Origin of the sequence: Plantibacter flavus (assembly GCF_900177615.1) — a bacterium.
GTDB classification, from domain to species: domain Bacteria; phylum Actinomycetota; class Actinomycetes; order Actinomycetales; family Microbacteriaceae; genus Plantibacter; species Plantibacter flavus.
In genome coordinates this window covers 272,968-294,946 of the sequence record NZ_FXAP01000002.1, presented here as the reverse complement: position 1 = coordinate 294,946, position 21,979 = coordinate 272,968, and the positions used below count along the sequence as shown (strand labels likewise).

Genomic DNA, 21,979 nt, shown 5'->3' with positions numbered 1-21,979 from the left:
CCGCTGACGCGAGGGGTCTGGCAGGATGCCGGGATGGGTGCATGGGGAACGGCGATCTTCTCGAACGACGCGGCGTCGGACATCCGCACCGAGTACCGCGAGTACGTGCAGGACCGGGTGCCGGACGACGAGGCGACGCGACGGACCATCGAGTCCTTCACCCACCTCGTGGAGCGCGAGGACGGCGAGCTGTGGATCCCGCTCGCGGCCGCGCAGAGCGAGGTCGGCCGGCTCGATCCCGACGTGCAGACGCGGGCGCTCGCGGCGATCGATCGCGGTGCCGACCTCGAGCTGTGGGCCGAAGCCGGCCCGGGGGAGGTCATCAGGCGGACCGCGGCCCTCGATCGCCTCCGCGAGAAGCTCCTCGGACCGCAGCCCGCACCGAAGCGCCTCCGTCGATCGTGGCGCCACGTGGAGGACGACCTGACACCGGGCGACGTCCTCGCGTTCACGGCGCCGAACGGACGGACCGCCCTGTTCCGGGTCGCCGGCATCCATCGGTCCCGATACGGTGACTCACCCGAGCTCGACGTGCTCGACTGGGTGGGCGAGCAGGTCCCCGGGCCTGAGTCCCTGGCGACGCTGCGAGCGAAGCGCGAGCCGGCCTCGGGCAATCTGCCGGAGCGTCCGGTGGTCTGGCAGCCGCACTGCTTCCGCAAGACGGACCCGGTGTGGCACGAGGTCGGCTTCGTCCGTGTCGCACGCCTCGAGGGGTGGCCGAACCGGCCGGGCCAGACGCCGGGCCACTCCGGCCTCTGGCGGGTGCTCAACCTGGTCGCGACCCGCGACCTCCTCGATGGCACCTGGTGAGGTGAGGTGAGGCGGATCGTCGCTCGCGGGGTGCGCGGGCGACGATCCGCCTCACCTCAGCGGGAGGCGACGAGGGCGGCCCGGACGTCGTCGCGGGGCTCGGCCTCGATCGCCTGCGCGTGCGCCTGGGCGAGCACATCCGCGATGACCACGCGCTCGCCGGACTCGGCGGACCGCACGGCGGCCTCCACCATCGCGAGGCTCAACACGTTGGCGTGCACCTCGCCCGACGGGACACGCCCCGTGCGCAGGGCGTCGACGAACTCGACGAGCGAGCCCGCGATCTCCTCCGGCACGTCCGGCTCGAGCTCAGCGGTCTCGACCACCGATGGTGATCCGTCCTGCGGCGCGAGCTGCCGCTGCGGAGCGGAGTCGCCGTCCCAGACGGCCGTGCCGTGCTCACCGTTCACTCGCCAACTGCCGTTCCACGAGGTCTCCACGCCGTCCGCACACCAGCTGCCGCTGTAGGTGTACCGGACGCCGCCTGCGAACTCGAAGACCGCGGTCGCGGCGGCGTCGGCGGAGAACCAGCTCCACCCCGGGTTGTACTCCTCGCAGTACACGGCGATCGGGTCGCTGCCGAGGACGTATCGGGCGGCGTCGAAGGCGTGGATCGCCATGTCGACGAGCAGCACGTGCGGCATCTCCTCGCGGAATCCACCGAAGTGCGGTGCCTTGAAGAACTCCGTGGTCGCGGTCCCGAGCCGACCGAGCGTCGCGACCTGCTCCCGGAAGGCGGCGATCGACGCGTAGTAGCGACGCGACTGGCTCGTCATGAGCAATCGCCCGCTGGCCTCGGCCGTCGCCGCCAACGAGAGGGCCTGCGCCACCGTCGGTGCGATCGGCTTCTCGCAGAGCACCGGCAACCCGGCGAAGAGCGCCTCGGTGTTGACGGGGTGGTGCGCGGCGGGCACGGTGACGTTGACGACCGCGTCCGCCCCCGTCGCCTCGGCGACGACCGACACGCTGGTGCCGACGACGACACCCTCGGGGCCCACCCGCAGCCCGGCCTCGTCCACCGCCGACTCGGCGAGGGCCGTGTCGAGGTCGACGACGCCGACGAGTTCCGTGTCCGGGTTCGCGAGGATCGTCCGCAACCATGCCCGTCCCATCCCGCCAGCACCGACGAGCACGAGCCGGACCGGCCTGGTGGCGTCCGCGAGCGTCGCGAAGCCACCGTCGACAGGAGCACTCATCGCGCGAGCGCCCCTTCGTACCCGCGGCCGTTGTAGAAGTCCTCGGTCTCGTACCGCAGCAGGACCGGCACCGCGCGTTCCGGACGCAGCGTCTGCGCCCACCGGACGCCGTTCGCGAGGACGCGACGGACGTGCTCGTGGTGGTAGACCGGGTAGTCCTGGTCGCCGGGGGAGAAGAAGAAGATCTTGCCGAAGCCGCGCTTGTAGGTCATGCCGGAACGGAAGACCTCGCCACCGGTGAAGGTCGAGAGGAAGACGAGCTCGTCGGGCGCTGGGACGTCGAAGAACTCGCCGTACATCTCCTGCGCCGGGATGATGAACGGGTGGGGGATCCCCTGGGCGATCGGGTGGGTGGGGTCGACGGTCCAGACGATCTCGCGGTCCTCCTCCGACCGCCACCGGAGCGTGCACGAGGTGCCCATGAGCTTGCCGAAGATCTTCGACCAGTGGCCGGAGTGCAGCACGAGCAGGCCCATACCGGCGAGCACATGCTGGTGCACGCGCTCGACGACCTCGTTGGCGACCTCGCCGTGAGCCGCGTGGCCCCACCAGACGAGCACGTCGGTCGCGGCGAGCACCTCCTCGGTGAGCCCGTGCTCCGGTTCGTCGAGCGTGGTCGTGGTCACCACGGCGTCGGCGCCGAGGTGCTCCTCGATGCCCTCCTTGATGGTCGTGTGCATGCCGTCCGGGTAGATGGCGCGGACCTTCTCCTCGATCTGCTCGTGGCGGTTCTCGCCCCAGACGAGGACGCGGATGGGGGTGCTGCTGTCGGACATGGTGGTGCTCCTTCGAGGATGCGTTGCGTGGTCGGAGAGGGTGTCGGAGTGGTCGTCGGTCATTTCACGGCACCGCCCGTGGCACCCGCGGCGATGAACCGCTGGGCGATGACGAGCAGCAGGATCGCGGGCAGGGACGAGAGGACGGCGGTCGCCATCACCGCGCTCCAGTTCGAGACCTGCGAGCCGAGGTACTGGTAGATGCCGAGCGTCACGGGCCGGACGTCCTCCGTCGTCGTCAGCGTCAGAGCGAACAGGAAGTCGCTCCAGGAGAAGAGGAAGGCGAAGAGACCGGCGGTGATGAGCACGTTGCGGCTCACCGGGAGGACGATCGAGACGAAGGCCCGCACATGCCCCGCGCCGTCGACCCGTGCCGCCTCCACGATCGACGGCGGGATGGTCTGCATCGACGCCCGCAGGATGAGGATCGCGAACGGGATGGCGTGCGAGGCGTCGGCGAGGATCAGCCCGGGGATCGAGTTGAGCAGGCCGAGGTCGTTGTACGCCGAGTAGAGGGCGTTCGCGATCACGATGCCCGGGATCATCTGGGCGATCAGGATCACGAGGAGCGCGATGCTGATCCAGCGGAACCTGAACTGCGCGAGGGCGTAGGCCGCTGGGGCCGCGATCGCGAGCGACAGGACGACGGTGCCGAGCGAGATGACGAGGCTCGTGACGAGGTGCCCGCCCTGGTCGGCGATCGCCTTCTCGTACCCGGCGAAGCTCGGGTTCACCGGGAAGAAGTCCCCCGTGAGCGTGTTTCCGGAGGGCTGCAGGGACGCGTTCACCATCCAGTAGACGGGGAAGAGCATGATCGCGAGGATGAGGATGCCGACGACGGTGTAGCCGAGGTGGCGTCGGTCGCCGCGGTGTCGACGCGGGCCGACCGGGGCGAAGCGGCGCGTCTGCCGGCCGCCGGTCACGATGCTGGTCGTGGTCATGAGGGTCCGTGTCCTTACTCGTCGACCGCGCGTCGGTTCACGCGCAGGTAGACGATGGCGAAGAGGAGCGAGATGACGATGAGGATGTTGCTGAAGGCCGCACCGACACCGAACTCGAAGCCCACGAACGACTCCTGATACGACCGCACCGCGAGGGTCTGGGTGGCGTTCGCCGGCCCGCCGTTCGTGAGGCCGAGGATGATGTCGAGCACCTTGATCGTGTAGACGACGCCGAGCACGAGCACGACGCTGACCACGGGGCGGAGGTTCGGCCAGGTGATGTGGCGGAACGCCTTCCAGCCGGTCGCGCCGTCGAGCGCTCCCGCCTCGTAGAGCTCGTCGGGGATGTCCTGGAGGCCGCCGTAGAGGATCGTGACGTTGAACGGGATGCCGATCCAGATGTTGACGAGGACGACCGCGAACAGGGCCACCGACGGGCTCGTCAGCCAGGGCACGCCCGACAGGCCGATGGATCCGAGGGCGGCGTTCAGGACGCCGCTGTCCTGGTCGAGGATCGACCGCCAGGTGGCACTCGACACGATCAGGGGGAGGAGCCAGGGGAGCAGCAGCATCGCGCGGAGGAACGAGCTCAGGGGGAAGCGTCGCTTGAAGAAGACGGCGAGCGCGAGCCCGATCACGAACTGCCCGGCGATCGACCCGATCGTGAACAGCGCCGTGTTGAGCAGTGCCGGGGTGAACAGCTGGGAACTGAACACGGTCACGTAGTTCGCAAATCCGACCCACGGAGCCTCGCCCGTGAAGAACGTCTTCGTCGTGTACTCCTGGAAGCTCATCGTGACGTTCTTGACGACCGGATAGCCGAAGAACAGCACGATGTAGAGCGCTGCGGGGGCCACGAATCCGAGCTTGATCAGGTCTTCCCGGCGGAAGCGTCGGGACCGGCGGCCGGCCCCCGCGGGGGTGCGCTTGGTCGGCGCACCTCCGTCGGTGCCGCTGGACCGCTGGTCGGTCTTCCGGTCCTGGAGCGATGCTCCGGCGATACCGCTGCTCATCGGGATCAGCCCGCGGCCGCCTGCTTGAACGCCTCTTCAGGCGTCGCCTGCCCGGTCAGGGCGAGCTGGATGGCGGTGTAGATCTCGGTCGCGGCCTCGGGCCACTCCTCGCCGAGCTCACCGGTGCGCGAGCGGGCGTTGGCGACCTGCTCCGTGAACGCGGCCATCTCAGGGACCTTCGCGACGTACTGCTCGGCCAGGGCCGTCTTCGTCGGGACGGTGAAGCGGGCCTCCGCGAGGGCGAGCTGGTTCTCGTCACTCGAGATGCACTCGACGAACTTCGCCGCCTTCGCCTGCTTGTCCTTGTCGCCGGTCACGGGGACGGTCCAGACCTCGCCACCGAGCGGGGCGACGGGCGTCTGGCCGGCCTTGTTGACCGGAACCTGCACGCTGCCGTATTTGAGGTTCGTGTCGGCGCTGAGGGCCGGGATCTGCCACGGGCCGTTGATCATCATCGCGGCCTTGCCGGCCATGAACTGGTCGTTCACGTCGGCCTGCGACCAGTTGATGACGCTCTTCGACGCCGAACCCGAGTTCACGAGGTCGACCTGCAGCTGGAGGGCCTCGGCGACGGCGGGCGTCGTGAGGTCGGCCTCGTCGCCGCCGTTGGTCCACATGAACGGCAGGAACTGCCAGCTGCCCTCGTAGGTGGCGATGGAGCTGAAGGCGAGCCCGTAGGTGTCGCCCTCGGTCAGTGCGGCGGCCGCCGTCTTGAGCTCGTCCCACGTGGTCGGCGGCGTGATGCCCTTCGCGGCCAGGAGGTCTTCGTTGTAGAAGAGGCCGAGGGTGTTGACCGTCGGCGCCAGGCCGTAGACCTCCCCCTCGTAGCTCGCCGCGTCGAGGATGCCCTTCGCGAAGCCCGAGGTGTCGACGCCGTAGTCGCTGAGCGGCGAGAGGCCACCCGTCGCGGCGATCTCCTGGACGTCCGGGTTGTCGAGCATGAGGACGTCGGGCAGCGTCTTGGACGACGACTGCTGGAGCACCTTCTGGATGAGGTCCTTACCGGGGACGGTCTCGCGCTTGATCTTCACGCCGACGTCGTCCGCGCACCGGTCGAGGGCGTCGCCCACGAGGGTCTTGTCGGGTTCGTTGTTGTAGTAGTCGAGGATCGTGAGGGTGCCGGCGTCGCCTCCGGCCGCCGCGCCACCGCCACCGCTGCACGCGGTGAGGGCGAACGGGGTGATCGCGAGGATCGCGAGCGATCCGAGCACGTGCGGCCGACGGATGATGCGTGGCCGGGTGTCGCGGGTGGTCGTGGATCTCATGTCATGGCTCCTTTGCCTGGTGAGTGGTGTTCGTGATGCGGTGGTGATCGTGGTGCGGTGGGTGGTTCGGTCAGTGGTCGAGTGGGATCCAGGCGGCGCCTGCGTCGGCGCTCGCCGAGACTGCGGTGAGCACGCGTTGTACCCGGAGGCCGTCGGCGAAGCCCGGTTCGGGCGCCCGGCCGGCGGCGAGGTCACGGGCGAGGTCGGCGACCTCGTGGACGAAGGTGTGCTCGTAGCCGAGGCCGTGTCCGGCCGGCCACCAGGCGTCCGCATACGGGTGGCCGGGTTCGGTGACGAGGATGCGCCGGAAGCCCGCCTCCTCGGCCGGGAGGGTGTGGTCGTGGAACTGCAGCTCGTTCATGCGCTCGAAGTCGAAGACGAGCGATCCGTCGGAGCCGTCGACCTCGAGCCGCATCGCGTTCTTGCGACCGGTGGCGAAGCGGGTGGCCTCGAACGTCGCCAGGGCGCCGCCGTCGGTACGGGCGATGAACACGACCGCGTCGTCGACGGTCACCCGGCCGGTGAGGGGTTCCGCCGCCTCGCGATCCTCAGGATCGTCGCCCGCGGTGGCGCTGAGGCCGCTCGACGAGGTGGGGAGCGGCCGCTCGGTGACGAAGGTCGAGGTCAGGGCACTCACGCCGGTCAGCTCCTGCCCGGTGACGAACCGTGCGAGATCGATGATGTGGGCGCCGAGGTCACCGAGCGCACCGGAGCCGGCCTGGTCGGCGTCGAGTCGCCAGACGAGCGGGAAGGTGGGATCCGCGATCCAGTCCTGCAGGTACTGGGCCCGGATGTGACGGATCGTCCCGAGACGGCCGTCGGTGACGAGCCGTCGTGCGAAGGCGAGCGCGGGGGTGCGTCGGTAGCTGAAGCCGACCATCGCGTGCACACCGCGCGCCGCAGCTCGCTCGGACGCGGCGTCCATCCGCTCGGCCTCCTCGAGCGTGTTCGCGAGCGGCTTCTCGCACAGGACGTGGATACCGGCGTCGAGTGCGGCGATCGCGATCTCGGCGTGGAGGTGGCCAGGGGTGCAGATGTCGATCACGTCGATGTCGCCGCGGGTGAGGAGCGCTCGCCAGTCGGCCTCGACGTCGGCGATCCCGAACCGGTCGGCGAATGTGCGGGCGGCGTCGGCATCGCGACCGCTGACGGCGACGAGGTCGACCCCGCGGCCGAGGTCGAAGAATCGGGGAGCGGTGGTCCAGGCCTGCGCGTGGATAGTGCCCATGAAGCTGTACCCGACGATCGCGACGCGCAGTGGCTGCTCGGACCGGTGGCCGTCGGTGGTCGGTACAGGCATCAGCACGGCTCCTTCGCCGGTCGAGGTCGGATCGCGCAGACCAGAAAGTTAACCGGTTTACTGCGCGCTTAGGGAACCAGCATGCACTGCGTCGTCTGAACCGTCAAGGAGCAATTTAACCGGTTTACCGAATCGTGATCCGTGAGAGACTGACCGGACAGCACCGCACCTGAACGGGGATCCATGGCAACGATGCGTGACGTCGCGCGACTCGCAGGGGTCTCGGTCGCCACGGTGTCGTTCGTCGTCAACGATTCGAAGCCCGTGTCACCGGCCACCCGACTGCGGGTGGAGTCGGCGATGGTCGAACTGGACTTCCGCCGGAACGCGGTCGCCCGCGCGCTCGCGAGCCGTCGGACGCGCATCATCGCGCTGCTGTTCCCGGTGTTGCAGCATCGGCTGTCGGACACGGCCGCCCGCTTCTTCACCGGAGCCGCGGAGGCAGCGTCCGAACTCGGGTACACCGTCGTACTCTGGCCCGAGCCGAGCGATCCGGGGGCGTTGCGGGAGCTCACCTCCGGCGGGCTCGTGGATGGCGTCATCCTGATGGAGGTGCGACTCGACGACCGCAGGGTCGACCAACTCCTCGAGGCGCACACGCCGTTGACGCTCATCGGCCGCACCCGCGATCCATCCGGGCTCGACTACGTCGACGTCGACTTCGAGGGGATGGTCGAACAGGCGATCGATCGCCTCCACGGGCTCGGCCATCGCGACCTCGTGCTGCTCGAAGAGCTCGAGCGCGAGGACCTCGACGGCTATGGCCCGGTGGTCCGGGTGGGGGAGACCTTCCGTGCGGTCTGCGCCGAACGGGGCCTCACCGGACGCACGCTGCGGTGCGATGCCAACCCTGCCGGCGGTCGTGCGGTCGCCTCGACACTGCTCGAGGAGATGCCCGAGGCCACGGCGATGCTCGTCCTGAACGACCGGGCGGCCACCGGCCTCGTCAGTGAGCTCGGGCACCGTGGTATCTCGGTGCCGAGGGATCTCTCGGTCGTCCTCATCGGTTCGACGATCGAGGTGGCAGAGACCGCGGACCCGGAGCTCGCCGTCCTGGTCTCGCCCGCCGCCCAGCTCGGCCGGATGGGCGTCGAGACCCTCGTCGGCCGTCTCGACGGCACTCTCGGCGAGTTGCGCCAGGAACTCGTCATGGGTGCCTTCCTCGAGGGCGCGTCTCTCGCACCGCCGCCCGGTTGAGCCAACTCGTCGCGTGCGTGGCCTTCGACCGACCGGTCACCGCACCTCAGGGTGCCGGGAGGACTCCGCCGCTCGGTTCGCGATCGCCCGGTGCCTTGCCTGCCCGATCAGTGATTGGGTGTAGCCGACGCGGTTCATGGTGTCGTGTCGGGCGAAGTCGGTCGAGATCGGGACCTGCTCGGTGTAGGTGTACGGGCCGGCCTGGACGTTCACGGAGACGAACCCCGAGACACGCCTCTCCTTCGCGAAGAGGAACAGCAGGCTGAGGAAGAAGAACCAGATCAACACGATGACCAGCACGATGGCCCACGCCGGGGTGTGGGTGGTCGTCGAGGTCTGATCGCTCGACGTCACGTTGACGTCCGCGAGCGGCCACGTGCCTGCGGGTGTCATGATCACGTCCTCAGTGACCCTGATGTTCCCGATCTGGACGAGGAGGGGCTGTGGCATCGGCGGGAGCTGGCTGGTCATGGGCATCGACCATAACCAATCGGTTCAGATCGCCGCCGGAGTTCTCCACAGCCCACGGTGGAGTGGAGGCCGGGTCGTGGAGCCCCGCCGCCGTCATGGTCGTTGGAGGCCGATCCGCGGGTAGAGCGCACGGAGCGTCTGGTCCAGCCCGCCCGTGAGCGAGCTGGCGCCGTGGTCGCCGCCCGGTATCGCGAAGGTCTGGACCTTCCAGCCGGCCGACGTCGCGGTGGCTGCGGCGCGCCGCATCATGTCGGTGTAGACCGCGTCCGCCGTCCCAGCGGAGAAGAACGCCTCCGTGTCGGCGTAGTTCGTCTTCGCCATGATGGTCGACGGTTTGATCGCGTCGTACGCGTTCTGGTCGCCGTTGAACATCACGCGCAGGTTGTCCGCCGGGAGCCCGGCTCCGGGATACTCCTCACCCGAGACACTGACGACGTTGCCGAAGGTCTGCGGGTACTTGGCTCCGTAGTAGATCGCACAGCTACCGCCGGCCGAATACCCGGCGACCGTCCAATCCTTCGGCGATTGGAGGATGTGCAGGTTCGCCTTCGCCCAGGGGAGCACGTCCTGCGTGACGTACGTCTCCACCTTCCCGTACCGCCCGTCGATGCACAGCGGATCCACGGAAGGGTCGCCGAGCTGATCCACGACGAGCGCGATGGGAGCGAGCCCCTGGTGGTCGGCGGCGATCGCGTCGAGCGCCTCGCCGATCCACTTCGCGTCGGGATCGCCCGGTTGTCCCATCATCATGAGGACGAACGGGAGCGCCGGGGGATCCTTCACGAGCGCGGCGGGTGGGTAGTAGATCTGCGCCGGGCGTGCGTCGAACCCGGAGTTCGTGTTCGGGATCCGGTCGCCCGTGGGGAGCGGGCCGAACCTGCCCGTCTTCGGCAGGTCGGCCGGCGGCTTCCACGTCTCGTACAGCGGACGGGCCGGATCGCCGGTGGGCGTGCTCGTCGGCGTCACGAGGGTGATCGGCTTGCGGTTCTGGACGTGGAACATCGACCCGAGGGTGGTCTGGACGCCGTACGCGCCGTTGACGCCCAGCGCCGCGGTCGCGCCGAAGACGAGGATGCACGCGACGGCGATGACGCGCCGCTTCCACGAGACGCGCCAGCAGATCGTGAGGACGGCGAGCGTGATGCCGGCGAAGACGCCGATCAACCAGGGCTCCCCGGAACGGATCAACGGCCCGCCGAACAGGTCGAGCACGTCGAAGACCAGCCAGACCGTCCCCAGGGCGAGGAGCGCGCCCGCAAGGAGCGCGATGGCGGCGCTCAGGTACCACAGCAGCCCGGACCGACGGACGACGAGGTAGAGCAGGCCGGCGATGCTGAGCCCGTCGAGCACCCAGACGAGTGGACCGTCGATGACGTCGAGGTTCCACAGCCAGTCCATCGGTGCTCCATCCTGCGTACCGCGATGGTTGTCAGGCTAAGCGGCCATCCGGTGCTGGACAAGGGTCGTTGGGCGTCCTCACGGGCTCGCCCATAGGATTGAGGGGTTCCGGGAGCGGGCGCCAGCCAGGCGTCAGCACCGGAAGGTACCGCCGCGTGGCAAGCGGCACGGAGGATCCACACCCATGGCAGAGCAGTCCCATCTCGAGTCCGTCATCACCCTGGCGCAGCACCGCGGCTTCGTCTTCCCCTCGGGAGACATCTACGGCGGTACGCGGTCTGCGTGGGATTACGGGCCCCTGGGTGTCGAGCTCAAGGAGAACATCAAGCGCCAGTGGTGGAACGCGTTCGTGCGTGGCCGCGGCGACATGGTCGGTCTCGACTCCGCCGTCATCCTGCCCACCCCGGTCTGGGAGGCGTCCGGTCACGTCAAGGTCTTCAGCGACCCGCTGACCGAATCGCTCATCACCCACAAGCGGTACCGGGCCGACCATCTCTTCGAGGCGTACGAGGCCGAGCACGGCCACCCGCCGGAGAACGGCCTCGCCGACATCCCCGACCCCGAGCACCCCTCGAAGATCGGCCAGTGGACCGAGATCCGTCAGATGTCCGGCCTCCTGAAGACCTTCCTCGGCGTCGTCGACGACGAGTCCGGTCTCCACTACCTGCGTCCCGAGACCGCGCAGGGCATCTTCACGAACTTCGCGAACGTGCTGCAGACGGCCCGCAAGAAGCCGCCGTTCGGCATCGGCCAGATCGGTAAGGCGTTCCGCAACGAGATCACGCCCGGCAACTTCATCTTCCGCACCCGCGAGTTCGAGCAGATGGAGATCGAGTTCTTCGTCGAGCCCGGCACGGACGACGAGTGGCAGCAGACCTGGATGGACCTCTGCTGGGCCTGGTTCATCGACCTCGGCATGACGCCCGACAACATCCGTTGGTTCGAGCACCCGCAGGAGAAGCTGGCGCACTACTCGAAGCGCACCGTCGACATCGAGTACAAGTTCGGCTTCGCCGGCAGCGAGTGGGGCGAGCTCATGGGCGTCGCGAACCGCACCGACTACGACCTCAAGGTGCACGCCGAGCAGTCCGGCAAGGACCTCAGCTACTTCGACCAGGCCAAGAACGAGCGGTACATGCCGTTCGTCATCGAGCCGTCGTTCGGTTTGACCCGTGCGCTCATGGCCTTCCTCGTCGACGCGTATGAGGAGCAGGAGCTGCCGCCGAACGCCAAGGGCAAGATCGAGAAGCGCACCGTGCTGCACCTCGACCCGCGTCTCGCGCCCGTCAAGGTCGCCGTGCTGCCGCTGTCGCGCAACGAGGCGCTGTCGCCGCTCGCCCGCCAGATCGGCGACGAGCTGCGCGGCTCGTGGAACATCGACTTCGACGACTCGGGCGCGATCGGCCGCCGCTACCGTCGTCAGGACGAGATCGGTACCCCGTTCTGCGTGACCGTCGACTTCGACTCGCTCGAGGACAACGCCGTGACGGTCCGCGACCGCGACAGCATGCAGCAGGAGCGCGTCGCCATCGACGAGCTGTACGCGTACCTCGCCACCCGCCTCAAGGGCGCGTAGGCCTCCGCCGTTTCACACGAACGCCCGCTCGCCCATTTTTGGGCGAGCGGGCGTTTCTTCGCCCAAAAACGGGCGAACGGACGCGGGTCGCTCGGGTCAGGCGTTGCCGAGTGAGGTGTCGAGGAACGCGAGCGTCTTCACCCAGGCGTCGGCGGCCGCGTCCTCGCGGTAGGTGATCGTGTTGGTGTCGTTGAAGAAGGCGTGACCGGCGTCGGGGTAGACGGTCGCGGTGAACTCGACCCGCGCGTCCTCCATCGTCGTGGTCAGCTCGGGCAGGCTCTGCATGAGGCCCTCGTCCTGGTCTCCGTAGAAGGCGAGGACGGGGCAGGCGATGCTCGTCACGGCCTCGGGCTCGGGCGGGTAGCCGTAGAACGGGACGGCGGCGCGGATGCGACGGTCGGCCGCGGCGAGCGCGAAGCTGTAGCCACCACCGAAGCAGAAGCCGACGACGGCGACGCGGCCGTCGATCCCCTCCTCGTCGAACAGGGCGTCGACGGCCTTCCCCAGGTACCCGAGCGCCTCCTCGGCGTACTCGGGCGACTTCGAGGCCGATAGCTTCTCGCGCAGCTTCGGCTGTGCCGCGGTCCTCGTCGCCTCGTCGCTGTTGAAGACGAGGCTCTCCAGCTCCGCACCGATCTCGGGCGTGACGCCGGCACCACTCAGGATGTCGGGCGCGATGACGAGGTACCCCTCCGCGGCGAAGCGATCGGCGACGTCGGTGATGTGCGGGACGAGCCCCCAGATCTCGTGGATGAGCACGAGCCCGCCGCGGAGTTCGACGCCCTTCGGCGGGTCGGCGCGGTAGGCGGTGAGGCCCTTGGTCAGCGTGATGGTCGTCATGTCGCCAGTGTTCCAGCCGACCCTCCGCACCGGCTGGGGGTTGCGCTGCCCTCGGAAGTTATCCACAGATCCTGGACGACCACCCAAACTGATGTTTCAGATGACTAGAGTCGAGCTGTGGCGTGCCCACGGGCCGGCTCTCCTCACCGCGAGGCGGCCCCTGGACCTCGACACACTCCGCTCGGAGTCGTCGACATGCCGACCTGCCCCCTCGTTCCATCCGCGATCAACACCCTCGGAGGTTCTCTCGTCGTGCCCGTTCGACCACTCGCCATCGTCGGCCTGTCCGCCCGCTTCGGTGGCGCGGCAGACGCACACCAGTACTGGCGCAACATCCTGACAGCCCGGCGCAGCGGCTCCGTCGTCCCCAGGTCGAGATGGGACCACGCCACCTTCTTCGCGCCCCACGACCCACGAGCGGTGCACCACGCCTACTCCGACCAGGGCTCCTTCATCGACGACGTCGAGCAGTTCGCCGCGCGGCACTTCCGCATCCCGCCCAGTCGGGCGCACGCGATGGACCCGCAACATCGCCTGCTCCTCGGGGCTGCGCGAGCCGCCTGGATCGACGCCGGGTTCGAACGTCGTCGCATCGACCGGTCGTCCATCGGCGTCTTCGTCGGGATGGCCGCGAACGACTACCGTGAACTCACCTCGCTCCGCATCCGGGCGCAACTCCTCGGCGACGACTCGGTCCACGCGGAACACGCCGGTCCCGACCTCACGGCGGCGATGGGCGCGCGCGTCGCCGGTGTGCGCCCGTTCCACGCGTTCTCGATGCCGGGATGCCTGCCGAACATGGGGCCGGCGCTGGTGAGCAGCACGCTCGACCTCGGTGGCCCGAGCTTCGCGGTCGACGCCGCATGCTCCAGCAGCCTCGTCGCGCTCCACCAGGCGGTCGCCGCCATCCGGTCCGGACAGTGCTCGGCGGCGCTCGTCGGCGGTGTCAACCTGAGCCTCGTCCCGGATGCGATGGTCGCCTTCTCCCGGATCGGTGCGCTGTCACGGAGCGGGGTGTGCCGACCGTTCGACGGCGATGCCGACGGATTCCTCCTCGGAGAGGGCGTCGGCATGATCGTCGTCAAACCGCTCGAGGCCGCCATCGACGACCACGACGACGTCTACGCGGTCATCCGCGGCTCCGGGGTGTCCAACGACGGCCGGGCCGAAGGGCCGATGACGCCGACGACGGACGGACAGCTGGCAGCGCTCCGCCGGGCCTACGAGGACGCCGCGGCCGACCCGGCCGACCTGGGCGTCGTCGAGGCGCACGGCACGGCCACCCCGGTGGGCGACCGCACCGAGCTGGAATCGCTGGCGGCGCTGCGTCGTCTCGGGGCACCGCCGCACCGGACCGCCACGGTCACGGCGGTGAAGGCGCTCGTGGGGCACACGATGGCGGCGGCCGGGATCGCCAGCATCGTCAAAGCGGCGCTCATGGCGAGGCATCGGGTGGTCCCCGGGCAACCCCACCTGCGTTCCGCGGCGCACACCGGGGCCCTCCGCGACGGCCGCCTGGCGCTCACCTCCCGCACCGTCGACCCGGGCGACGACGGTCTGGGCCTCATCGGCGTCAGCTCGTTCGGGTTCGGCGGCACCAACGCGCACGTGGTGCTCGAGTCACCGCCGACGCGAGCAGGTCGAGTCCGTCGGCGTGCAGCCGGGGGACCGGCCGACGGAACGCCCCCGCACCTGCTCGTGTTCTCGGCGGACGACCCCACGCTGCTCGGTGAGCACCTCCGTGCGGTCCGCGCCGTCCTCGAGGCCGCCGACGCACCGTCCATCGCCGGCCTCGCACGGACCCTGAGCTCTCGGGTGCTCGCGAACACCCGTCTGGCGATCGTGTGCCGCACCGCCGCCGAGCTGATCTCAGGCGTGTCGGCCGCCGTGGAGCAGCTCGCCCACGGAACCACCGGGGTGATCTCCGCGGACGTCTGCACCGGTGTCCGTGTCGATCAGGCCGCTCGGCGGATCGCCTTCGTCTTCCCCGGGCAGGGGAGCCAGACACCGCGCATGCAGTCGGACCTCGTCGACCGGTTCCCCGCCTTCCGTGCAGCGGCCGAGAGCCTGAACGAGCCGGTGCTCGACGAGACCGGGGTCGATGTGCTCGCGGCGCTCGTCGCCGCCGACGCCGACACCCCCTCCGGGGTCGACCGTCTCACGTCCACGGAGGTCTGCCAACCCGCGCTCGCGGTGACGGCGCTCGCCACCGTGGCGCTGTTGCGCGAGATCGGCGTGGAGCCCGACCTCGTCATCGGGCACAGCGTCGGTGAGCTGCCCGCCATGGCGACGGCGGGCGCGCTCGATGCGCTCGACGCCGTGCGGCTCGCCGCGGTCCGCGGACGCCACATGCGGTCGGCTGCGACGCGCCCCGGCGACGGCATGACGGCCCTCGGCTGCGACGCCGAGCATGCCGCAGCGCTCCTCAGCGGCATCGACGACGCGTGGATCGCGGCCGCCAACGATCCCCGGCAGACGGTGGTGAGTGGAACGGGCGAGGCCCTGCGCGCCGTCACGCAACGGTGCGTCGAGCACGGGGTGTCGACACAACCGCTGCGCGTCGCCACCGGCTTCCACTCGCCCCTGCTCGAGCCGATCCGCCAGGCCCTCGTCGCGGACCTGTCGCGGTTCCGACCTCGTGCACCGCAGGTGCAGCTCGTCTCCACCGTGACGGGCCGCGCGGTCGCGTCGGGCGAGGAGCTCGGTCGTCAGCTCGAGGAGAACGTGTTCTCCACGGTGCGGTTCCGCGAGGCGATCGAGTCGGCGTCCGTATCCGACGTCGGTGTCTACGTCCAGATCGGTGGGGGTTCGGCGCTGCTCGGGTCCATCCGGCGCTCCCTGGGCGACGCGCCCGACGCGCAGGTCATCCCGAGCAGCGCGTCGGCGCCGGACGACGCGGCGACCTTCCTCCGACTCGTCGGTCGGCTGACGGTGCTCGGTGCCGACCTCGACCTGGCATCGCTCCTCCCGCCAGGCACAGCGGGTGTGGCGCTGCCGATCGCGCCGCTGCCGACCGAACCGTACTGGGTCGTCCGACCGGACGCCTCCGACCCGACGCCCACGCTCCGAGTACCCACATCCGAGCCGCATCGACCACCCACCCCCCTCGAACAGGATCCCCACTCCATGCACCATGCCCCCAACGTTCTGACGTCCTCCCCGCTCGCCGGACGACCCTCGGCAGAGCCGTCGATCCAGCTGCGAGCCGCCGAGGCCCAGGTCGACCACCTGCCCGGACTGCTCGCCCTCATGAACCGCCAGCTGAGCCTGATCGAGGGTTCCGGGCAGGCCGGTCACGCGCCCGCGTCGACCGATGCGTTCCGTTGGTCCACGGAACCCGGCTCGCCGCAGGCGGAAGTCGTCACGCGGATGGGCCTCGCAACCTCCCGGTCGCATCGTGCGGAATCCGACGCGGTCATCCTCGGCATGGTGTCGCGCATCAGCGGGTTCCCGCTGGACCTGGTCCGGCCCGACATGCACCTCGTCGAGCAGCTCGGATTCGATTCACTGATGATGCGTGAGCTGATCACCCAGCTGCACACCGAGTGGCCATCGCTGCCGACCCCGGCCCAGCTCGGCGAGCGCTTTGCCGGAAGGCCCACCGTGGAGCAGGTGCTCGACGGCGTCGGCTCCCTGCTGCACCCGTTCGCCGAGGAGCCGCAGCACCGGCTCCCGCGGGTCGAGACGAAACCGGTGGCTGCCGCTTCCCCGGCGCCGGTCGACCGCCCGACCCGATGGACCGACGCCGACGCCCGCATCGAGTGCTTCCCGGAGGCGGTCGCCCTGCGGGAACGCCGGCAGCAGACGGACCGCAACCCCTACTTCCTGCTCCATGAGGGGATCATCGACGCGACGACGACGATCGGCGACGCCCAGCTCGTGAGCTTCTCGAGCTACAACTACCTCGGTGTCACCGGCCACCCCGTGGTCGCTGAGACGATCGCCGACGCCGTCGCCCGATACGGCAGCTCGGTGTCCGCCAGTCGGTTCCTGTCCGGTGAGCGACCGATCCACGCCGAGCTCGAGCAGGAGCTCGCCGACCTCCTCCAGGTGGAGTCCGCGCTCACCCTGGTGAGCGGCCACGCGACGAACGTGAGTCTCATCGGGCACCTGGTGGAACCGGGCGACCTCATCGTCCACGACAGCCTCGCGCACGACAGCATCATCCAGGGGGCGAAACTCTCCGGAGCCACCCGGCGGTCCTTCCCCCACAACGACCTGAGCGCGCTCGACGACCTCCTCGGCGCGATCCGCGGCGGGTTCCGCCGAGTCCTCATCGTCGTGGAGGGCGTCTACAGCATGGACGGCGACCTCGTACCGCTCCCGCAGCTCATCGAGCTGAAGCGGCGGCACGGTGCACTGGTGCTCGTCGACGAAGCGCACAGCATCGGGACGGTCGGCGCAAACGGCGGTGGGGTCGGCGAACACTTCGGGGTCGACCGCTCGGACATCGACCTCTGGTGCGGCACGATGTCGAAGTCGCTCGCCGGGTGCGGCGGCTACGTCGGTGGCACCGCCGCCGCGATCGACTACCTCAAGTACTCCGTGCCCGGGTTCGTGTACAGCGTCGGCATCACCCCGGCGAACGCGGCCGCGTCGCTCGCCGCCCTCCGGCTCATGCGCGACGAGCCCGAGCGCCTCAGTCGCCTGCGGCAGAACGCCGACCGCTTCCGCGAGACGGCCCGGGCCGCCGGCATCGACATCGGCGACAGTGCCGACTCGCCCGTCGTGCCGTGCATCGTCGGCGGCTCGGAACGGGCACTCGCCCTGGCGACTGCGCTCTTCGACCACGGCTTCAGCGTCAACCCGATCCTGTACCCGGCCGTGCCGGACGACCAGGCGCGGCTCCGCTTCTTCATCACCGCGGAGCACACCGCCGAGCAGATCCAGCGGGTCGTGGACATCACAGCATCCGAACTCAACCGCATCACCCACGACATCGAGGTATCCGCATGACGAACCACTCCAGAACGACCCCCAGACGACGGGCGGTGATCACGCTCCTGATCGGCCTGGTGTTCACGATCGTGGCGGGCATCGCGGGGGCCGACGTCCTCGACAACCTCAAGACGGGCGGGTTCGACGACCCGCAGTCCGACTCCGTGGCCGCGGCCGAGGTGCTCGTCGACCGGTTCCCCGGCAGCGACCCGAAACTCGTCCTCGTCGTGGACGTCTCCGACGGACTCGACAGCGCCGCAGGCAGGGAGGCGCTCGACGACATCGTCGGCGCTGTGGACGCTGTGGACGACGCCAGCGTCACCGGCTCCTACGCCGACTCGGAGCAGCTGCGGAGTGACACCGACCGCGGCGTCGTGCTCGTGGCGCTCGCCGGAGACGAGGACACCGTGCAACGCGCGACCACCGCGCTCCGCGGCGCCATCGCCGAGGAGGTCACGTCGGCCACGGTCCGGTTCGGCGGTATCGCGGGGATCAACGACGACTTGAACGCGCAGGTCGAGACGGACATCGTCGTCGCGGAGACGATCGCCATCCCGATCACCCTCGTCCTGCTGTTCTTCGCGTTCCGCGGTGTGGTGGCCGCGCTGCTGCCCGTCGGTGTGGCGGGCGTCACGATCCTCGGTTCCCTCGGCCTGCTGAACGTGGTCGCCCAGGTCACCTCGGTCTCCCTGTTCGCGGTCAACCTGGTCACCGCGTTGGGCCTCGGACTCGCCATCGACTACTGCCTGCTGTTCCTCACCCGCTATCGGGACGAACGCTCGGGCGGAGCCACCGACGAGGAGGCGTTGCGGATCGCTCGGCGGACGACCGGCCGGACCATCGTGTTCAGCGGCGTCGTCGTCGCCGCGGCGCTCGCCACCCTGATGCTGTTCGACCAGTACTTCCTGCGCTCGTTCGCGATCGCGGGGCTCGTCATCGTGGCCTGCTCCGTGGTGGGCGCGGTCGTCCTGCTGCCCGCAGCCCTCACCCTCCTGGGTCGCCGGATCGACTGGGGCCGTCTGCGCTCCCGCCGCCCGGCCGGGGCCGAAGGCCGGTTCTGGTACCGGGTGGGTGACCACGCGTATCGCCGTCCGTGGTTGGCGGTGCCCGTGATCGCGCTGCTCATCGCCATGGCCGCGCCGTTCGTGCACGCGGAGTTCGGGGTGCCCGACGAACGAGTGCTCCCCGCCGACGCAGAGAGTCGTGTCGTGGCGGACATCATGCGGTCCGACTTCGACGTCGCCGACGCGGACGCCGTCTCCGTCGTCACCGACGACTGGGCGGGGACCGACCGCGAGCTCGACGAGTACGCCTCCGAACTCTCCTCGATCGCGGGCGTCGAGGCCGTCACGACGTCCCTCGGCAGCTTCGTCGACGGACGCCTCGTCGTCCCGGCCGATGCGCGGACGGAGCAGCACTTCCGCGACGGTTCGGCGCTCTGGCTGCAGGTCGCGACCGACGTCGTCCCGTACTCGCCCGAGGGCTCGGAGCTCGTCCGCGACGTCCGCGCGGTGGACCCTGGAGCCGGCTCGACCGTCCTGGTCGGTGGCCTCGCGGCGCAGATGATCGACATCGGTGACTCCATCTCGGCGCGTCTGCCGTTCGCCGCCGCGGCCATCGCGCTCATGACGCTGATCATCCTCTTCCTGTTCACCGGGAGCGTGCTGTTGCCGATCAAGGCGCTGGTGCTGAACGTGGTCGGGCTGGTCGGCATCCTGGGCGTCATCGTGTTCCTCTTCCAGGACGGCAACCTGTCGGACGTGCTCGGCTTCACCCCGTCGCCCATCGCCATCTCGATCCCGATCCTGCTGTTCTGCATCGCCTTCGGGCTCTCGATGGACTACGAGGTGTTCCTCCTCGCTCGGATCCAGGAACGGTTCCGTGCCACGGGCGATCTCGCGGAGGCGGTGCGCAGCGGGCTCGGCGCGAGCGGCCCGATCATCACGGCCGCTGCGGCGATCCTCGCGGTGTCGTTCTTCGCCATGGCGACCTCCGGGGTGTCGATCATCAAGATGCTCGGCATCGGTACCGGCATCGCGATCCTCATCGACGCCATCCTGATCCGCGGCGTGCTCGTCCCGGTCTTCATGCGCGTCGCCGGACGATACAACTGGTGGGCGCCGCGGTGGCTCGCGGCGATCCACCGTCGCATCGGGATCACGGAGGGCTGAATGGACGCGCGGCTCAGCGGCCTGTCGGGCGATGACGACCTCTCGGCGCTCGTGTCCGAGGCGGCTCGTGCGGCGAACGCCCACAACACGCAGCCGTGGAGCGTGGACCGTCAGGGCGACGAACTCGTCCTCCGCCGGGATCGCGCTCGCACCCTCGGCGCGAGCGATCCGCGAGGACGCGACACGATGCTGTCGTTCGGGGCGTTCGTCGAGTCGCTCCTCGTCTGCGCGGCGTCGGCCGGTGTCGGACTGGGCTTCGAGGCCTCGACCGGCGGTGACGCGGAGACCGATGAGGTCGGCCGGTTCTCGCGCCACCCGGAGGGCTACCAGACGAGGTTCTCCTCGGCGGACGTCCGTGGACGACGTGTCTGGCGCGGGCGATGGCGGGACGGCGGTCCCGGACCCGACCTCCTCCAGGAGGCCGCGGTGGAGACGGAGCGCATGGGTTTCCGGCTCGTCTCCATGCCGACACGGGACGCGCGCCCGATCCTCGTGCGAGCCAACCGGTGGTTCTTCGGCGAGCAGGCGACCGTCGCCGAGCTCGATCAGTGGACCAGGCTCTCACCAAGACATCCGCGGTACGACGAGGACGGCCTCAACGACGCGATGCTCGTGCTGTCGAAGGTCGAACGAGTCGGCCTGCGGACGCTGATCGGCCCGCGGGTGTTCCGTGCGCTTCGCGGGCTCGGGCTGCCGGGGCTGTTGGCACGGATGTCGGCTTCCGCGACCCAGGGCTCCGGCACCGTCCTCGGTGTCGTCGGACCCGCCGGGGCACAGCAGGAACTCGCCGCGGGGCGACTGCTCACCCGGCTCTGGCTCGGCTTCCAGCGTCACGGCCTGTACGTGCATCCCCAGAGCGCGCCGCTCGACTGCCCGGAGACCAGGGCCATGCTCGACGAACGCTGGCAGGTCGCCCCGGACGAGCAGCTCGTCGCCTGGTTCCGGGTCGGCATACCCGCCTCCGACCCCACGGCGCGCGTGGCGTCCCCGCGTCGGTCGGGTGGCTGAATCCGCAGCCGCTGTGGTCGACGCTCTCCGGATGCAGGTGCCGCCGGGTGTCGTCGTCGCGGCAACCGCCGGCACCGCACCCGGGCCGTTCCGGGCCCGTCCGACCTCGGCTGGTCGCAGCGCCGAATCCCGCTCGGCGCGCGACTGTGCCAGGGCGGCGCTCGCGATGCTCGGCCAGCGCTCCGCGGACATCCCGACGGGGGAGGGCGGGCAACCGGTCTGGCCGACCGGCTTCGTCGGGAGTCTCTCGCACTGCACCGGTTTCACGGTCGCAGCCGTCGGTCACGTCGGTGTCGCGAGCGCCATCGGGATCGACGTCGAGGTGCACCGGCCCATCCGTCCCGCCGTCGCGGCGACGATCGTCTGCGGGAGTGAGGCGTCCATGCTCGCGCGACTCGCCGCGAGCCATCCGACCGTCGCGTGGAGCGCCGTGTTGTGGAGCGTCAAGGAGAGCGTCTTCAAGGCGTGGTACCCGCACACCGGCCGATGGGTCGACTACACGGCGTGTGAGGTGGTGATCCACCCGGATCGTGGGTCGTTCGATGCGCGGGTCGTCGCGCCGGCCGGCCCGACCGCGCCGCGCACCTTCGCCGGACGATGGTCGGTGGTGGGCACCCACCTCTGCAGCGTCGTCATCGTCCCGGCCGTCCGGGAGGGCGTCGGCTGAGTCGGACGTGGTCCGGTCGCTGAGCTTGTCGAAGTGCGTGTGGTGCTTGCGGGCTGCCCTTCGACAGGCTCAGGGACCGGTGCGCGTGATCGTGGGCCTCGTTCGGTCGCTGAGCTTGTCGAAGTGCGTGTGGTGCTTGCGGGGCTGCCCTTCGACAGGCTCAGGGACCGGTGCGCGTGATCGTGGGCCTCGTTCGGTCGCTGAGCTTGTCGAAGTGCGTGTGGTGCTTGCGGGGCTGCCCTTCGACAGGCTCAGGGACCGGTGCGCGTGATCGTGGGCCTCGTTCGGTCGCTGAGCTTGTCGAAGTGCGTGTGGTGCTTGCGGGGCTGCCCTTCGACAGGCTCAGGGACCCGGTGGGTGGCTCAGGGACCGGTGGGTGGCTCAGGGACCCGGTGGGTGGCTCAGGGCCAGG

Annotated in this window: 16 protein-coding genes; 7 read left to right on the top strand and 9 right to left on the bottom strand. The window is 69.7% G+C overall.

Annotated elements, in window-relative coordinates:
* Window positions 1–33 precede the first annotated feature (33 nt).
* The gene (locus tag B9Y95_RS07775; RefSeq protein WP_143736369.1) at window positions 34–810 is read left to right on the top strand and encodes a hypothetical protein; all 777 of its coding nucleotides are present in this window, start codon (window positions 34–36) and stop codon (window positions 808–810) included.
* A 56-nt stretch (window positions 811–866) separates the two neighbouring features.
* On the opposite strand, the gene B9Y95_RS07770 is transcribed toward B9Y95_RS07775, so the two are convergent.
* The 6 genes from B9Y95_RS07770 to B9Y95_RS07745 form a co-directional block, all read right to left on the bottom strand.
* Entirely contained in the window at window positions 867–2,006 is a 1,140-nt protein-coding gene (locus tag B9Y95_RS07770; protein ID WP_085511339.1) for a Gfo/Idh/MocA family protein, read from the bottom strand.
* Window positions 2,003–2,782, bottom strand: coding sequence for a ThuA domain-containing protein (locus tag B9Y95_RS07765; RefSeq protein WP_085511338.1), 780 nt, complete (start codon window positions 2,780–2,782; stop codon window positions 2,003–2,005). Before B9Y95_RS07765 ends, B9Y95_RS07770 begins: the two co-directional genes overlap by 4 nt.
* Window positions 2,783–2,841: 59 nt before the next feature.
* Window positions 2,842–3,723: a carbohydrate ABC transporter permease gene (locus tag B9Y95_RS07760; protein ID WP_085511337.1), complete on the bottom strand. Its 882-nt coding sequence runs from the start codon at window positions 3,721–3,723 to the stop codon at window positions 2,842–2,844.
* 14 nt (window positions 3,724–3,737) lie between these two features.
* Window positions 3,738–4,736 (bottom strand): carbohydrate ABC transporter permease, encoded by a 999-nt coding sequence (locus B9Y95_RS07755; RefSeq protein ID WP_085511336.1) that lies wholly within the window; start codon window positions 4,734–4,736, stop codon window positions 3,738–3,740.
* A 5-nt stretch (window positions 4,737–4,741) separates the two neighbouring features.
* Window positions 4,742–6,001 (bottom strand): sugar ABC transporter substrate-binding protein, encoded by a 1,260-nt coding sequence (locus B9Y95_RS07750; protein ID WP_082916064.1) that lies wholly within the window; start codon window positions 5,999–6,001, stop codon window positions 4,742–4,744.
* Between the two features lie 70 nt (window positions 6,002–6,071).
* Complete coding sequence (locus B9Y95_RS07745) at window positions 6,072–7,301, bottom strand: Gfo/Idh/MocA family protein (RefSeq protein WP_123539767.1); 1,230 nt, start codon at window positions 7,299–7,301, stop codon at window positions 6,072–6,074.
* A 183-nt stretch (window positions 7,302–7,484) separates the two neighbouring features.
* Here B9Y95_RS07745 and B9Y95_RS07740 point away from each other — a divergent pair, with 183 nt between their 5' ends.
* Window positions 7,485–8,498, top strand: coding sequence for a LacI family DNA-binding transcriptional regulator (locus tag B9Y95_RS07740; protein WP_123539766.1), 1,014 nt, complete (start codon window positions 7,485–7,487; stop codon window positions 8,496–8,498).
* A 36-nt stretch (window positions 8,499–8,534) separates the two neighbouring features.
* Here B9Y95_RS07740 and B9Y95_RS07735 read toward each other — a convergent pair whose 3' ends face one another.
* A complete protein-coding gene (locus B9Y95_RS07735) occupies window positions 8,535–8,969 on the bottom strand; it encodes a hypothetical protein (RefSeq protein WP_064295426.1) in 435 nt (144 codons plus the stop codon).
* 93 nt (window positions 8,970–9,062) lie between these two features.
* Window positions 9,063–10,367, bottom strand: coding sequence for an alpha/beta hydrolase (locus B9Y95_RS07730; RefSeq protein WP_085511335.1), 1,305 nt, complete (start codon window positions 10,365–10,367; stop codon window positions 9,063–9,065).
* Window positions 10,368–10,551: 184 nt separating this feature from the next.
* Between B9Y95_RS07730 and B9Y95_RS07725 the strand changes: the two genes are divergently transcribed.
* Window positions 10,552–11,943: a glycine--tRNA ligase gene (locus tag B9Y95_RS07725; RefSeq protein WP_085511334.1), complete on the top strand. Its 1,392-nt coding sequence runs from the start codon at window positions 10,552–10,554 to the stop codon at window positions 11,941–11,943.
* A 96-nt stretch (window positions 11,944–12,039) separates the two neighbouring features.
* Here B9Y95_RS07725 and B9Y95_RS07720 read toward each other — a convergent pair whose 3' ends face one another.
* Entirely contained in the window at window positions 12,040–12,783 is a 744-nt protein-coding gene (locus B9Y95_RS07720) for a dienelactone hydrolase family protein (RefSeq protein ID WP_085511333.1), read from the bottom strand.
* A 252-nt stretch (window positions 12,784–13,035) separates the two neighbouring features.
* Here B9Y95_RS07720 and B9Y95_RS07715 point away from each other — a divergent pair, with 252 nt between their 5' ends.
* Genes B9Y95_RS07715 through B9Y95_RS07700 form a run of 4 tightly spaced genes read left to right on the top strand, consistent with a single transcriptional unit; the run spans window position 13,036 to window position 21,567 of the window.
* A complete protein-coding gene (locus B9Y95_RS07715; RefSeq protein ID WP_159453346.1) occupies window positions 13,036–17,739 on the top strand; it encodes a type I polyketide synthase in 4,704 nt (1,567 codons plus the stop codon).
* Entirely contained in the window at window positions 17,736–19,892 is a 2,157-nt protein-coding gene (locus tag B9Y95_RS07710) for an MMPL family transporter (protein ID WP_085511331.1), read from the top strand. The genes B9Y95_RS07715 and B9Y95_RS07710 overlap by 4 nt, the downstream gene beginning before the upstream one ends.
* Complete coding sequence (locus tag B9Y95_RS07705) at window positions 19,893–20,900, top strand: nitroreductase family protein (protein WP_085511330.1); 1,008 nt, start codon at window positions 19,893–19,895, stop codon at window positions 20,898–20,900. It abuts the gene before it with no gap.
* Window positions 20,893–21,567 carry a 4'-phosphopantetheinyl transferase family protein gene (locus tag B9Y95_RS07700; RefSeq protein WP_143736367.1) on the top strand — a complete coding sequence of 225 codons (675 nt, stop codon included), beginning with the start codon at window positions 20,893–20,895 and terminating at the stop codon, window positions 21,565–21,567. Before B9Y95_RS07705 ends, B9Y95_RS07700 begins: the two co-directional genes overlap by 8 nt.
* Window positions 21,568–21,979 lie beyond the last annotated feature (412 nt).